Source organism: Thioclava nitratireducens (assembly GCF_001940525.2).
Taxonomy (GTDB): Bacteria; Pseudomonadota; Alphaproteobacteria; order Rhodobacterales; family Rhodobacteraceae; genus Thioclava; species Thioclava nitratireducens.
Window position 1 is genome coordinate 2,538,557 of the sequence record NZ_CP019437.1, and the last position, 12,732, is coordinate 2,551,288.

Here is a 12,732-nt window from a genome sequence, read left to right on the forward strand (position 1 = left end):
CAAATGTGAAAGTGTACTCAGCCCTCGACCCGCGCGCGGAAGGTCAGATCGAGCCGCCGCGACGCCCCCTTGTCGACCCGCCGGGCGCGCGCCTTGAGGAACCACAGCCCCACGACGCGCCCTCGCGTCAGGCTCAACGGCCCCTCAAGAAGCGCATCCGAGATCGCCGCGCCAATCTCCTTGGCTGCATGAAACCCGGCCTCGTCGCTGACAACCGAGACGGTGAAATCATGCACCGCCCCGTCGCCCGTCATGTCCGAGGCATCGCGCGCGTTCTCCGGCCCGAGGCTCACATAGGTCCCGCTTGTCGCCCCCGCAGGCGCGGCGTCATAAACCGCCGCCCCGACGAGCGCCGTCACGACCGCATCGCTCTGCAAGCGCGCATAGACCGCCTCCTGCAAGGCGGCTCCGATCGCGTAGCTCATGCCACCACCTCCTCACGCGCGAAACAGGTCAGGTAATGCGCCCCGGCATCCGCCTCCGCCACCGCGAGGATCCGGAACACCCGCGTGCCCTCGCGAAACCGCTGCTCCGGCTTCGGTCTGCGCGGCGAGCCCTCGGGCGCGGCCCGCACCGTGATCTTCCACGGCACCGAGGCGAGCGTCACGAATTCACCCGCGCGCTCCACCCCCGTCCCCGGTTTCATCTGCGTCCAGAGGATGCCCAGCTCGGTCCAGGCTTCGATAAAGCCACCCGCCCCGTCCGGCACCCGCTCTGGCGTCTCCAGCACCAGCGGTCGGTTCAGAAACGGCGCCTTCATCGCCGACCTCCCAACAGGCGCACCGTGCGCCAGCGCTCGATCAGCGCGCCAACGCCATAGGGCATCTCTCGCCCGCCCGCGCCCTCGTCCCGGCGCTCATAATATTGCGACGCCAGCAGAAAGACCGCCTGCGCCAGATCGGTCGGGAGATCGGCCCAACTCGCCCCAAACCCAGCCGTGAACCGAACTTCTGCCACACCGCCCGCCGGGATCGACGGCAGTTCGCCGCCACAGGCCGCCAGTCGCGGGCGCTGCAGATCCGCGACCAACCGATACCCCTCCGGCGCGACCACCGTGACCACCTCAGCCGCATCGACCAAGCGGACCTCAGTCACCGCACTCACCGGAGCCACCGGCAATGGCTGCGCCACTGCATCGCGCCACGCCTCAAGGCTCAGCGCGAAATCCCGCACCAGCAGCACCTTAGCGGTGCGTCCTTCGATCGCCGCCATCGCCGCGCGCAGGTAGCGCTCCAGCGCCGCATCCTCTTCCCCCATATCCGAAAACCCGGTGCCGAGCCGCAGATGCGCTCGAAACTCCGCGACGGGCAGCGCGCTTGCCGCCACCACCGTCTCTTCAGTCAACATCATGACATTCCTCCGCAATTCGCGTGGTTGCACCCCCGGCCGGGGGTGCCGCCAATCATGTCGGGCGCGAGCCCCGCCGCCGCTCGAACGGAGGGAGCAGCTAGGCGACGGCCGTCAGCCCCGCGCCCGTCCCGAGACCGGCATCCCGGCCCCGGGAACCGGAAGGCGGAGCCCCCCGATCCCACTCACGCATCTCAGGCGAGCGCGAATTTCAGCAGCTTGATCGCGGCGAAATCACTGACATCGCCGCCCACGCGCTTGGAGGCGTAGAACAGGACATGCGGCTTGGCGGAGAAGGGATCGCGCAGCACCCGCAGATCCGGGCGTTCCGCCACCGTGTAGCCCGCCTCGAAATCGCCGAAAGCGATCGCGAAACTGTCCGACGCGATATCGGGCATGTCCTCCGCGATCAGCACCGGATAGCCCATCAGGCGCGCAGGCTCGCCCGCGGCCAGACCGTCGGTCCACAGGAACCGCCCATCGGCATCCTTCATCTTGCGCACGGCGCCTGCGGTCTTCGAATTCATCACGAAGCTCGCATTGGCGCGGTATTCCGCCTCCAGCGCATAGACCAGATCGACCACCGCATCGGCAGGGTTCGCGCCCGAGAAATCCCCATCCGCGCCCGTCGCGACATAGCCGAGCGAGCCCCAGGTCCACGACCCGTTGCCGACCTGCGGATGGGTCAGAAAGCCCGTCGGCTTGTCCACCCCATCGCCCGAAATGAACGCCGCCGCCTCGGCGCGGGCGAATTTCTCGGCGATGCGCTGCGCCAGCCAGGTCTCGACATCGAAGGCGCTGTCATCGAGCAGCCGTTGCGACGCTTTCGGCATCGCGGCCAGCTCGTGCAGCGGGATCGAGATCCGATCGATCTGCGGCGTCGCAGTCTCGCTCAGCGCCGCACTCTCGGTGGCCCAACCCGAGCCCAACTCGCTGCGATCGACCAGCACGTCGAAAGAGGTCGCCTCGACATTGACCACATTCGCGATCTGGCGGATCGAGGCCGTCGAGGTCAGCACCGAGCGGATCGTGTCGGAGGTCTGCGGGTCAACCAGATAGCCACCTTCAGCCGCGACCGAGCTGTTGAGCGCCTTCCCCTCGAGGCTCAGCCCCCGCAATGCGTCGTCATCCCCCGAACGCAGGTAGGCCGCAAAGGCCTTCTGATGCGGCGCCTCCTCGTTCGCGGCGGCGGAAAGGGCGGGACGCCCGGCAGTCATGGATTTGCTCTGCAGCATGGTCAAACGCTCGTCTTGTTGTTGCATCTTCACTTCAACTTCATCTCGGAAGGCTCTGACTTCCTTTACGAAACCGGCCAGCGCGGATTGCACCTCCGTGGCCGGATCGGGGCCTTCGGACATACCCGTCCCGGCCCGAGACTTGCTCTCGGTCTTCATCGTCACTCCATCTCCAATGGGATCTCTCGCCCGCCCGCCTCAGCGACCGGCCAGTTCCGCCGTGGCACCGCGAAGCGCCGCGGCCAGATCGCGCAGATCACGCGCGAGGCTTTCGCCCTTCGCCGCCACCCGCGCCTCGCGAAGCATCGGGAAGGTCACCAGCGACACTTCCCAAAGCTCCAGTTCCGCAAGCAGCCGCTGGCCTTTTGCGTCCTTCTCGGCGGCGACCGTGCGATAGCCGATCGACAGCCCGTCGATCGCCCTCGCCGCAATCAGCGCCGCCGCCTCCCGCGCCCGCGCCACGCCGGGCAACAGCCTGCCCTTGACGTATAGCCCGCGCGCGTCTTCCCGGATATCGTCCCAGATCCCGATCGGCTGCGCCGGGTCGTGCTGCCAGAGCATCTTCACCGTGCCGCCCCGCGCCAACAGCCGCTCCAACCCTTTCGCGTAAGCGCCTTTGCAGACGACGTCGCCACCTTGATCGGGCAGACCGAACAGGCTCGCATAGCCCTCGATCACCGTCCCATCGGTCAGTTGAACGGGGTGCGCCTCGTTCGCGCAGAACTTCAATTCCAACCCGTAATTATATGTATTCATGTCTATTTTCCTATTTCGGACCGACCTCGACGACGCTGAGCACCGCCTGCGTCAGGATCACTGCCACCACGCCATAGACCGCCATCCAGAGCCGCCGCTCCAGCCGTTCGATCATCGCTTCGATCCGACCGAGCCGCTGTTCGACCTGCGAAAATTGCAGCTCCATGATCTTCTCGGTCGCCTGCATCCGTTCCTCGTGGACGGCAAAGGGCGCCTTGAGGTATCGCGATCCACCATCGGCCATCTCAGCCCTCCACCGCGTCCACGGGCACAGGCGGCAGACCCAGCAGCGCGCGCTTCTCGGACGCGGTCAGGAAGGAGACCTCGCCGATCCGCTTCCATTGCTGATCGCGTTCGCTCGCCAAGGCCGGGATCTGGTCGAGATCGGGCCTCAGGCTCACCCGCTCGCCCGTCCATGTCGACAGCCACCACGCAACATCCGCGGCCACCTTGGTCGCGAGCGGTAGCACCGTCAGCCGATAGAAAGCCCGGTGCGCCTCTGCGTAATTGGCGTAGGTCGCATCGCCGGGGATTCCCAGCAGCATCGGCGGAACCCCGAAGGCCACCGCGATCTCACGCGCCGCGGCCAGCTTGGTCTCGTGAAATTCCATATCGGACGGTGAGAACCCCATCGGTTTCCAGTCCAGCCCACCCTCCAGCAGCATCGGCCGCCCCGCGTTGCGCGCGCCCTGATGATGCGTCTCCATCTCGAAGACGAGCCGGTCATACTGGTCAGGCGACAACGTCCCCTGCCCATCGGCGCCCTTGTAGACGATCGCCCCCGAAGGTCGCGCAGCATTGTCCAACAGCGCCTTCGACCAGCTCGACGCACTGTTATGGACGTCCACGGCCACCGCCGCCGCCTGCATCGGCGACAGTCCGTAATGATCGTCCTGCGGATGAAACGCCCGCAGATGGCAGATCGGATCGGGGCTTCCGGTCATATCGAACCGATGCTTGCGCCCGGCCACCGTGTAGTCATAGGCGACCGGCCAGCCATCCGAGCCCGGCACGATGCTAATCCGATCCGCGCGCAGCACGTGCAGCTCGCGCGGCAGCCCCGGCTCCACCGCCACCGCCTCTAGGTAACCGTTGCCCGACAGCAGCATCTGCCCGTAAAGCGCCTCGAAGAACGCACCCTTGCCCTGCGCCGCGTTGGGCCGCGCGATCAGCTCGAGTACGGGATGGACATCGTAACGCCGCTCCGCATCCTGGCAAACAAGCGGCAAGGCAGCCGCGGCCTCCGCGATCAGCTTCACGCAACGAAATCCGACCGGGTTGCCCGTAAACCCCGACCGCGTCAGCGAACCCACATCGCGAGGCGACCACACCACACGCCCCGACCCGCTCGCCATCGCCACGATCCGTCCCGTCGCCGAGGCCTTCACCTCCGACCGCCCCGCGCTTTCGGATTTGCGAAAGATGTTCCAACCCATTCCCGTCTCCTTCTCGCGGCCCCGTCGCGGACCGGCTGGCAAAGAAAAAGGGCCGGGGAATGCCCCAGCCCTTGCTCTCGAATTCGATTGTTGCGCGCCGGGGGTTTTGCACCCCCGGACCCCCGCAGGATATTTCGCCCAAGCCGAAAGAGGCTCAGAGCCCCCGCAGCTGCGGCCTGCGCCAATGCGCGGCCGGCTCGAGGATCAGTTCGGTGATCGCCCAGACCAGCGCATCCACGCGGTCGGGCGAGCCCTGGCCCTGATAGCCCTGCAGTCCCATCCGACACATCTGGTCTTCGAGCGCGTCGAGATCCGATGATCTCAGATGCGCCACCCGGCCCTGTTCATAGAGTGCCGCCACAGGTTCCGCGCGCGCCGATTTGCCCCGGCTGGCGCGCAACGCCTTGAACGGGATCAGCGGGTCGATCTGGCGCAGCACGCTCTCGATCAGATCGCCACCTTGATTGACCTCGGCCACCAGCCTCTCCGCGCCCCAGCGCTCCATCGCTGCGATCCCGGCGCGGGCCCAGTCCATCGGCTTGCCGCGAATGCTGGCATCCTCCAGCACCACCGCGCGCCAGTCCTGCACCGGGCCTTGGGTGCGCGCCCCCACGACCACGATCCCGCATTCGTCAGAGGCCGCCTTGCCGCTGACCGACGGATCGAGCGCCACCACGACCCGGTCCAGATCACCGGGATGATTGATCCGCGCCCGCTCCAGCATCGCCGTCGTCCAGAGCGCGCCCTCGACATCCTCCAGGAGCACCCCGTCCAGCTCCTGCCGCCCCAACCGCGTCCCGGCATAGCGCGCTCGAACCTCGGCGAGAAAACTCTCCGCCAGATGCGCCCGGTTCGCCTCGGTCGGCGCATGGCTGACCACGGTCGATTGCGTCTCCAAAATCTGTTTGAGCACGCCCACATTGCGCGGCGTCGTCGTGATCACCTGCTGGGGATGATCGCCCAGACGCAGCGCGAATTGCAGCATGTCCCAGACCTCCTCCGCCTTCTTCCATTTCGCCAGTTCGTCGACCCAGGCCGCGTCGAATTGCGGCCCCCGCAGCGCCTCGGGCTCATGCGCGGAAAACGCCTGCGCCGTGGCCCCGTTCGGCCAGACGAGCCGGCGCCGGGTCGCTTCCCAGACCGGTCTGCGGTCGGGCGGAGAGCAGGCGAGTATCCCGCTCTCCCCCATCACCATCACGTCGCGCACCTGATCGAAGGTTTCGCCGACCAGCGCCACACGTCGCGCCCTTCCGGGGTCGAGCGGGCGTGCGCCTTCCACCTGCGCACGCACCCACTCGGCCCCGGCCCGCGTCTTGCCCGCGCCGCGCCCACCCATGATCACCCAGCTTTTCCAATCCCCTTCGGGCGGAAGCTGATGATCGAGCGCCCAGAACTCGAAGATCCAGGGCAGCGCGAGCAATGCATTGTCATCAAGCCCGTCGAGAAACGCCTCGACACTCTCAGGCGTCGCGGAGGCGAGCCAGGCGGCGCCCGATTTCAACTCTGGCGGCATCGAAGTCGAGCGCGCCATCCCGCCCGGCGGCGACGCCTGCCAACTGTCTGCGGAGTTTCTCGACACGCGTTCGTTCCTCCATCACCAAATGAAAAGCGGTGCGGAGGTCCTTGACCGCCTGCACCGCCGCCTTCGCCTCGGATATCTCGCCGCACCGCACCCCCTGCAGCGCCTGCGCCAGTTCCTCGGCCACGTCACGATAGAGCGCTTCGGTCTGATCCAGAAGATCGACCGGCGCCCCCGCCTCGTTCATCATGTTGTCTTGCGTCACGTACGAACCCACCCGTTCCAAGTTGGTCCGTTCGAGAGACATGAAAAAACGCCGTCGGGTTGCCCCGCGGCGTTTGCCCACTTCTCCTAGCGTGCCAAACTCCTACCCGAGAGCGTTCGCAGAGTCAAGCTCTAAATTCCGGGTTGTGCGGCGTGGGCAAAAAAGAACCCCGGCGAAAACCGGGGTTCTTTACGTGATATCAGTTACTTGATGCGTCTTCCTGACGCTGCTTCTCGATCTCGCGCCACTTCGCCACGTTCTTGTTATGCTCTTCGATCGTGCTCGAGAAGGCATGCCCGCCAGACCCATCTGCCACGAAGAACAGGTAGTCGGTCGAATCGGGATGCAACGCCGCCTCGATCGCCGCCTTGCCCGGGTTCGCGATCGGTCCGGGCGGCAGCCCGTCGATGACATAGGTGTTGTAGGGCGTCGCCTTGCGCAGCTCGGACTGCCGCAGCCCGCGGCCCAGCACACCCTTGCCTTCGGTCACGCCGTAGATCACCGTCGGGTCGGTCTGCAGCTTCATGCCCTTTTCGAGACGGTTGATGAAGACGCTTGCCACTTCGGGGCGCTCAGCGGGCACACCGGTTTCCTTCTCGACGATCGAGGCCATGGTCAGCGCCTGCTGCGGGTCGTCATAGGGCAGCCCCTCGGCACGTCCGTCCCAGGCATCGGCGAGGATCTTCGACTGCCGCTCGGACATCAGATCGATCAGCGCCTGCCGGTCGGCCCCGCGCGTCACCTCGTAGCTGTCGGGCGCGAGCGTGCCTTCCCCCGGCACCCCGTCGATCTTGCCCGACAGGAAGCTCGCTTCCTTAAGCCCCTGCACGATCTGCCAGCTGGTCACACCATCGACGACGGTCACGCGGGTGCGCACATCGACGCGGTCGGCCTTTTCCTCGAAGCCTTCGGGCGGCTTTTCGCTCTCGGGATTGTATTCCGCGACCTTCTGGTAATCGCCCGTGGTCGGGTCCAGCTCGCGCAGCAGCACCTCGTTGCCGTTCACGCCGATCCGGAACACCAGCTCCGAGCCGCAGGTCGAAGGCCCGCCAGATGTGATCTGCCCCACGATGGATTGCATCGAGGTGTTCGGCTCGATCAGGTAGGAGCCGAATTTCAGCTTGTCGGCCTTCTCCTCATACTGCGCACCGGTGCGGAAGAGATAGGAAGAGGAGATAGCCCCCTTCTCCTTCAGCTTCGACGACACGCCCTGCAGGCTTTCGCCCGGCGCGACGCGCAGGCACATAGCCTCCGCAAGCGGGCCGGGCTCGACATATTGGTTCTTCGCCCAGGCGACCAAACCGCCAAGCGCGACGAGAATGACGATCAGCAGCGTCAGGAAATTCGAGACGATGTTACGCCACATCAGCTATCCACCTTGCCCATCACGAGGCTCGCATTGGTGCCGCCGAAGCCGAAGCTGTTGGACAGCGCGACGTCGATCTTGCGCTTGACCGCGGTCTTCGGCGCGAGGTCGATCACGGCCTCTTCCGGCGGATTGTCGAGGTTCAGCGTCGGCGGTGCGATCTGATCGCGGATCGCGAGGATCGAGAAAATCGCCTCCACTGCGCCAGCCGCGCCCAGAAGGTGGCCGACCGAGGACTTGGTCGAGCTCATCGTGGCTTTCGACGCCGCATCGCCCAGCAGGCGCTGCACCGCCCCCAGCTCGATCACGTCGGCCATGGTCGAGGTGCCATGCGCGTTGATGTAATCCACCTGATCGGGGTTCAGATCGGCCCGCTCCAGCGCCGCTTTCATCGCGCGGAAGCCGCCATCGCCATCCTCGGACGGCGCGGTGATGTGATAGGCGTCGCCCGACAGGCCATAGCCCAGCACCTCGGCATAGATCTTCGCGCCGCGCGCCTTGGCGTGCTCGTATTCCTCCAGCACGACGCAGCCCGCGCCCTCGCCCATCACGAACCCGTCGCGATCGGCATCCCACGGACGGCTCGCGGCCTCCGGCTCGTTGCCGCGCTTGGTCGAGAGCGCCTTGCAGGCGTTGAAGCCCGCGATACCGATCTCCGAGATCGGGCTTTCCGCACCGCCGGCGACCATCACATCGGCATCGCCCAGCATGATCAGACGCGCGGCATCGCCAATGGCATGCGCGCCGGTCGAGCAGGCGGTGACGACCGCATGGTTCGGCCCCTTGAAGCCAAACCGGATCGAGACCTGCCCCGAGACGAGGTTGATCAGCGCGCCCGGGATGAAGAACGGGCTGACGCGGCGGACACCCTTTTCCTTGATCAGAACGGCTGTATCGGCGATCGAGCTGAGCCCCCCGATCCCCGAACCGATCATCACGCCGGTGCGCAGGCGACCCTCTTCATCCTCGGGCTCCCAGCCGGAATCCTTTACGGCCTGCGTCGCAGCCGCCATCCCGTAGAGGATGAAATCGTCGACCTTGCGGCGCTCTTTCGGCTCCATCCAGTCGTCGGGATTGAACGTGCCGTCGGAGCCGTCGCCCAGCGGAATTTCGCAGGCGTATTTAGTGGTCACGTTGGACGCATCGAAGCGCGAGATCGTCCCCGCGCCCGACTGACCCGCGATGAGCCGCGACCAGGTCTCCTCGACCCCGCAAGCCAGCGGCGTGACCATCCCCAGACCCGTGACAACTACCCGGCGCATGCGTGACCTCTTTCTCAGCAAAATATCTTGCCAGACCTGATACACGCGGGCGCGCAAAGGCGCAATCACAACCCAAAGCGGCAGGCGGGTTACCGTCCGGCGAATGGCTGCAGTTCGGACGGGTTTGCGCCGCGTCGCGCGACCGGTTCAGGCTGGCACGCAGACTTCAGCTTGAGCGCCTCGACCCGCGTGTCCGGCGCGACAAAGGGCGGCGCCGAGGCGCGGAGTTCGAAGGAGGGTTGCGCCAGCAGAACCCGGTTGCGCCCGCGGTTCTTCGCCGCGTAAAGCGCCCCGTCCGCCCGCGCATAAAGGCTCCGCAGTTCCTCGCCGCACTCCCATTCGGCGACCCCGATGGAGACGGTGACCCGCAGACCAGGCGCCTGCTGCCCCTCGAAACCCAGCGCGGCCACGGCGGCGCGAAGCCGCTCCGCCGCCTCGAGGCCCTCGGTCAGCCGCGCGCCGGGCAGGATCACCGCGAATTCATCGCCACCGATCCGCGCCAGCGTGTCCTCCAGCCGCAATTGCGCGCGCATCTTGCGCCCCGCGCGGCGCAGCACCAGATCGCCGAGCGCATGCCCACCGCGATTGTTGACCTGCCTGAAATGGTCGATATCGATCATCAGCGCGGTGAACGGGACCCCCTCGCCCATCCCCTGGCTAAAGGCTTGCTGAAACCGCCGCGACAGCATCTCGCGATTGAAAAGCCCGGTCAGCCCGTCCCGCATCGCGCGGTTGAGAAGTTTCCGCTCCACGGCACGCCGCGCATGATCCGTCCGCTCCAGCGAGACCGCCATCAGGATGATCAGGCCGACATTCACCCCCACGATCGTCGCGAGCAGCAGCAGCATTTCCGCGCGCGTGGCCAATTCGGGATCGGCGAGCAGGTAGAAGGTTCCCAGAAGGATCGGTGCGACCACGCCCAGCAGCATCTGCGCCCGCGCTTGCCGGCCAGACGCGTGTTCGTTGAGCAGCACCCGCATCACCCCGCGGTCGCCGCGGCAGATCACCCCGGCATAGGCCAGACAGAGGATCGCCACCGAGGCGCCGAGCGACATCTCCCCCGACAGATGATCGTGGACGAAAACATGCGAGAACAGATACATCAACGCGCCACCGAAAACCGTCATATGGGCAACGGTGCCGATCAGGTAGGCCCGCGCCTCGACCGCAAAAAACGCCGCCGCCGTCATCGCGAGAAGCGTCGCGGCGCTCGGCTCGATCACGGGTACGCCGTCCCACAGGTACAGCGGCGCGAGCGCGGGCACGCCCCGCCCGAGGCAAAGCAGCAGGCTCGCCGCGGCCAGCCCACGCGCCCCGATCCGTACCTCCCGGCCACAGGAGAGCGCCCCCGCCAGAGCCAGCACCGCGCCCGCCGTCCCGGTTCCCATCCCGATCCACCCGTTCAGCGCGCGCAACGGCTCCGGGCCGACGCCCGACTGAACGGCCAATCGGGAGATCAGACCCAAAGCGGCAAGCGTCGCCGCGAAAGACAAAAGGGGGCGGACCGCAACCTGCGCCCGGCGAAAGACTGACATGTGACTACCAAGATCTGCACGGGCATTGAGCGTTTGTCGTAAAGCGCCCGCGATAGGATCAGGAGACGGCCCAATTCGTTAACAAACGATTAACAGCCACTCTCAAGAGCCGCGTTTTCGTTCACATCTTCCTTAATATATGTCTTATGACATAAAATAACCGGCAAGCATCTCGTGGCGCGGCGGCCCATGCCCAAGAGTCGAGCGGATCAGCGCCACGTGATCGGGGCCGAATCCCGGCAAGCGCACTGCCCCCTCGCGGGCCATGAATCGCCCCAGCCGGGCCAAATCCCCTGCTCCTGCCCGCTTGCCGAACCGTGCCAGCGTCACATGCGGGCGGAACCGTCGCCGCGGCAGGTCGATCCCCGCCGCTCGCGCCGCCGCCATCACCGCACGGTGCCAGCGGAGCAGCTCGGGATCGGCCTGTACACCCAGTACCAGCGCCTCGGGCCGCGCCGGGCTGCCGAAGGTCTCCAGCCCTGCCAACACCACCTCCGGCCCCGGCGCCCAGTCGATTTCGCGCAACCTGTCGTCCAGAGCCTCCAGCTGTCCGATGTCGATCTCGTCGAGAAAGGCCAGCGTCAGGTGGAGGTTCTCCGGTTGCACGATCCGCCCCGCGGCCAGATCGGCCTGCAACCGCTCGATCGCCTCGATATGCTCCTCGGGCACCTCGATCGCGACGAAACTCCGCATGCAATCCCCCCCGACACCCGCGCGTCTGGCGCAAAAGAAAAGCGGCGCTCCGGTTTCCCGAAGCGCCGCCCTTAACTCTCTCTCAGCGTCCGCCGTTAAGGCTTACTGCGCTTCCGAGATGAATTTAACCGCATCGCCGACGGTCTGAATGTTCTCGGCGGCGTCATCGGGGATCTCGATGCCGAACTCTTCTTCGAAGGCCATGACCAGCTCGACCGTATCGAGGCTGTCCGCACCGAGGTCGTCGATGAACGAGGCGCTCTCAGTGACCTTGTCCTCTTCCACGCCGAGATGCTCCACGACGATCTTCTTCACGCGATCAGCGATGTCGCTCATGTCAATTCCTCAAAGTTTATAGGGCCTAGCCCGTTCATGCTTGCTCGTTTACGAGCGTCTCAACCCGCGCGCCCCGGGTCAACCCGAAGACCGCAATTCAGAGCCGTGGCTGTTACGCCCGGCTCGTCTGCAGCGCTCTTAGCGATTGCCGTGGCCCATGGCAAGACGTTTCTCCACCCTAACAAAGGCGGCCATGCCGTTGGGTCACAAAGACGTCAGGCCATCGTCCCGCCGCCGTTGACATGCAGCACCGCGCCGGTGACGTAGCCCGCCTCGGGGCTCGCGAGATAGCGCACGGCGGCAGCGATTTCTTCGGGCGTGCCCATGCGCCCGGCCGGAATGCCCGACAGGATCGCGTCTTTCTGAGCATCGGTGAGCTTGTCCGTCATCGGCGTCTCGATGAAGCCCGGCGCCACGCAGTTCACCGTCACGCCGCGAGTCGCGACTTCCTGCGCGAGCGATTTCGACGCGCCGACGAGACCCGCCTTGGCTGCGGCATAGTTCACCTGGCCGGGATTGCCGGTCTGGCCGACCACCGAGGTGATGTTGATGATCCGGCCCCAGCGCGCCTTCATCATCGGGCGAAGAACCGCGCGCATCAGGCGGAACGCCGCCGTCAGGTTCACGTCGATCACCGATTGCCAATCCTCGTCCGACATCCGCATCACCAGCTGGTCGCGCGTGATTCCGGCATTGTTCACGAGGATGTCCAGACCGCCCATCGCATCGATCGCCGCTTTCGGCAGCGCCTCGACGCTTTCGGGATCGCTCAGGTTGGCCGGGCAGACATAGGCACCCTCGCCCAGCTCGGCGGCCAGCGCTTCGAGCGGCTCGACCCGCGTGCCCGACAGCGCCACGGCCGCGCCGCCCGCATGGAGCGCTCGCGCGATCTCGGCTCCGATCCCGCCGGAAGCTCCGGTCACCAGCGCGCGCTTGCCTTTCAAATCGAACATCATGCTACCTCGTTTCTAAGTCGACGCTC

The 12,732-nt window shown here is 66.1% G+C and carries 15 protein-coding genes; all 15 read right to left on the reverse strand.

Translation table 11 applies throughout. The features are described 5' to 3' along the window. Positions 1 to 17: 17 nt before the first annotated feature. Positions 18 to 425, reverse strand: coding sequence for a DUF3168 domain-containing protein (locus tag BMG03_RS12055; protein ID WP_075775025.1), 408 nt, complete (start codon positions 423 to 425; stop codon positions 18 to 20). Further along, on the reverse strand, positions 422 to 760 hold the full coding sequence (locus BMG03_RS12060) for a head-tail adaptor protein (protein ID WP_075775026.1): 339 nt from the start codon (positions 758 to 760) through the stop codon (positions 422 to 424). Before BMG03_RS12060 ends, BMG03_RS12055 begins: the two co-directional genes overlap by 4 nt. Continuing rightward, positions 757 to 1,350, reverse strand: coding sequence for a head-tail connector protein (locus BMG03_RS12065; RefSeq protein WP_075775027.1), 594 nt, complete (start codon positions 1,348 to 1,350; stop codon positions 757 to 759). The genes BMG03_RS12060 and BMG03_RS12065 overlap by 4 nt, the downstream gene beginning before the upstream one ends. A 191-nt stretch (positions 1,351 to 1,541) precedes the next feature. Further along, positions 1,542 to 2,741, reverse strand: a complete 1,200-nt coding sequence (locus BMG03_RS12070) for a phage major capsid protein (RefSeq protein WP_088723341.1) — start codon at positions 2,739 to 2,741, stop codon at positions 1,542 to 1,544. Between the two features lie 39 nt (positions 2,742 to 2,780). Continuing rightward, the gene (locus tag BMG03_RS12075; protein ID WP_208858019.1) at positions 2,781 to 3,338 is read right to left on the reverse strand and encodes an HK97 family phage prohead protease; all 558 of its coding nucleotides are present in this window, start codon (positions 3,336 to 3,338) and stop codon (positions 2,781 to 2,783) included. A 10-nt stretch (positions 3,339 to 3,348) separates the two neighbouring features. Beyond that, complete coding sequence (locus tag BMG03_RS12080; RefSeq protein WP_075775029.1) at positions 3,349 to 3,582, reverse strand: GTA head formation protein, RCAP_rcc01685 family; 234 nt, start codon at positions 3,580 to 3,582, stop codon at positions 3,349 to 3,351. Position 3,583: 1 nt separating this feature from the next. Next, positions 3,584 to 4,774: a phage portal protein gene (locus tag BMG03_RS12085; protein WP_075775030.1), complete on the reverse strand. Its 1,191-nt coding sequence runs from the start codon at positions 4,772 to 4,774 to the stop codon at positions 3,584 to 3,586. Between the two features lie 154 nt (positions 4,775 to 4,928). Continuing rightward, on the reverse strand, positions 4,929 to 6,305 hold the full coding sequence (locus BMG03_RS12090) for a DNA-packaging protein (protein ID WP_208858020.1): 1,377 nt from the start codon (positions 6,303 to 6,305) through the stop codon (positions 4,929 to 4,931). Beyond that, positions 6,235 to 6,600, reverse strand: a complete 366-nt coding sequence (locus BMG03_RS12095; protein WP_240496882.1) for a hypothetical protein — start codon at positions 6,598 to 6,600, stop codon at positions 6,235 to 6,237. Before BMG03_RS12095 ends, BMG03_RS12090 begins: the two co-directional genes overlap by 71 nt. A gap of 157 nt (positions 6,601 to 6,757) precedes the next feature. After that, entirely contained in the window at positions 6,758 to 7,924 is a 1,167-nt protein-coding gene (gene mltG, locus BMG03_RS12100) for an endolytic transglycosylase MltG (RefSeq protein ID WP_075775032.1), read from the reverse strand. Next, positions 7,924 to 9,186 carry a beta-ketoacyl-ACP synthase II gene (gene fabF / locus BMG03_RS12105; RefSeq protein ID WP_075775033.1) on the reverse strand — a complete coding sequence of 421 codons (1,263 nt, stop codon included), beginning with the start codon at positions 9,184 to 9,186 and terminating at the stop codon, positions 7,924 to 7,926. The genes mltG and fabF overlap by 1 nt, the downstream gene beginning before the upstream one ends. A gap of 89 nt (positions 9,187 to 9,275) precedes the next feature. Further along, positions 9,276 to 10,721 carry a GGDEF domain-containing protein gene (locus tag BMG03_RS12110; protein ID WP_075775034.1) on the reverse strand — a complete coding sequence of 482 codons (1,446 nt, stop codon included), beginning with the start codon at positions 10,719 to 10,721 and terminating at the stop codon, positions 9,276 to 9,278. A 144-nt stretch (positions 10,722 to 10,865) separates the two neighbouring features. Further along, positions 10,866 to 11,414, reverse strand: coding sequence for an RNA 2',3'-cyclic phosphodiesterase (gene thpR, locus BMG03_RS12115; RefSeq protein ID WP_075775035.1), 549 nt, complete (start codon positions 11,412 to 11,414; stop codon positions 10,866 to 10,868). A gap of 102 nt (positions 11,415 to 11,516) precedes the next feature. Further along, positions 11,517 to 11,750, reverse strand: coding sequence for an acyl carrier protein (locus BMG03_RS12120; protein WP_075775036.1), 234 nt, complete (start codon positions 11,748 to 11,750; stop codon positions 11,517 to 11,519). A gap of 215 nt (positions 11,751 to 11,965) precedes the next feature. After that, entirely contained in the window at positions 11,966 to 12,703 is a 738-nt protein-coding gene (fabG, locus tag BMG03_RS12125; protein WP_075775139.1) for a 3-oxoacyl-[acyl-carrier-protein] reductase, read from the reverse strand. Positions 12,704 to 12,732: the final 29 nt, after the last annotated feature.

Coding starts and splice junctions, on each gene's coding strand:
- BMG03_RS12085 (WP_075775030.1), bottom strand. CDS start 4,774: ATGGGTTGGAACATCTTTCGCAAATCCGAAAGCGCGGGGCGGTCGGAG.
- BMG03_RS12095 (WP_240496882.1), bottom strand. CDS start 6,600: ATGTCTCTCGAACGGACCAACTTGGAACGGGTGGGTTCGTACGTGACG.
- BMG03_RS12065 (WP_075775027.1), bottom strand. CDS start 1,350: ATGATGTTGACTGAAGAGACGGTGGTGGCGGCAAGCGCGCTGCCCGTC.
- BMG03_RS12080 (WP_075775029.1), bottom strand. CDS start 3,582: ATGGCCGATGGTGGATCGCGATACCTCAAGGCGCCCTTTGCCGTCCAC.
- BMG03_RS12070 (WP_088723341.1), bottom strand. CDS start 2,741: ATGAAGACCGAGAGCAAGTCTCGGGCCGGGACGGGTATGTCCGAAGGC.
- BMG03_RS12055 (WP_075775025.1), bottom strand. CDS start 425: ATGAGCTACGCGATCGGAGCCGCCTTGCAGGAGGCGGTCTATGCGCGC.
- BMG03_RS12075 (WP_208858019.1), bottom strand. CDS start 3,338: ATGAATACATATAATTACGGGTTGGAATTGAAGTTCTGCGCGAACGAG.
- fabG (WP_075775139.1), bottom strand. CDS start 12,703: ATGTTCGATTTGAAAGGCAAGCGCGCGCTGGTGACCGGAGCTTCCGGC.
- BMG03_RS12060 (WP_075775026.1), bottom strand. CDS start 760: ATGAAGGCGCCGTTTCTGAACCGACCGCTGGTGCTGGAGACGCCAGAG.
- BMG03_RS12110 (WP_075775034.1), bottom strand. CDS start 10,721: ATGTCAGTCTTTCGCCGGGCGCAGGTTGCGGTCCGCCCCCTTTTGTCT.
- BMG03_RS12090 (WP_208858020.1), bottom strand. CDS start 6,305: ATGGCGCGCTCGACTTCGATGCCGCCAGAGTTGAAATCGGGCGCCGCC.
- BMG03_RS12120 (WP_075775036.1), bottom strand. CDS start 11,750: ATGAGCGACATCGCTGATCGCGTGAAGAAGATCGTCGTGGAGCATCTC.
- thpR (WP_075775035.1), bottom strand. CDS start 11,414: ATGCGGAGTTTCGTCGCGATCGAGGTGCCCGAGGAGCATATCGAGGCG.
- mltG (WP_075775032.1), bottom strand. CDS start 7,924: ATGTGGCGTAACATCGTCTCGAATTTCCTGACGCTGCTGATCGTCATT.
- fabF (WP_075775033.1), bottom strand. CDS start 9,186: ATGCGCCGGGTAGTTGTCACGGGTCTGGGGATGGTCACGCCGCTGGCT.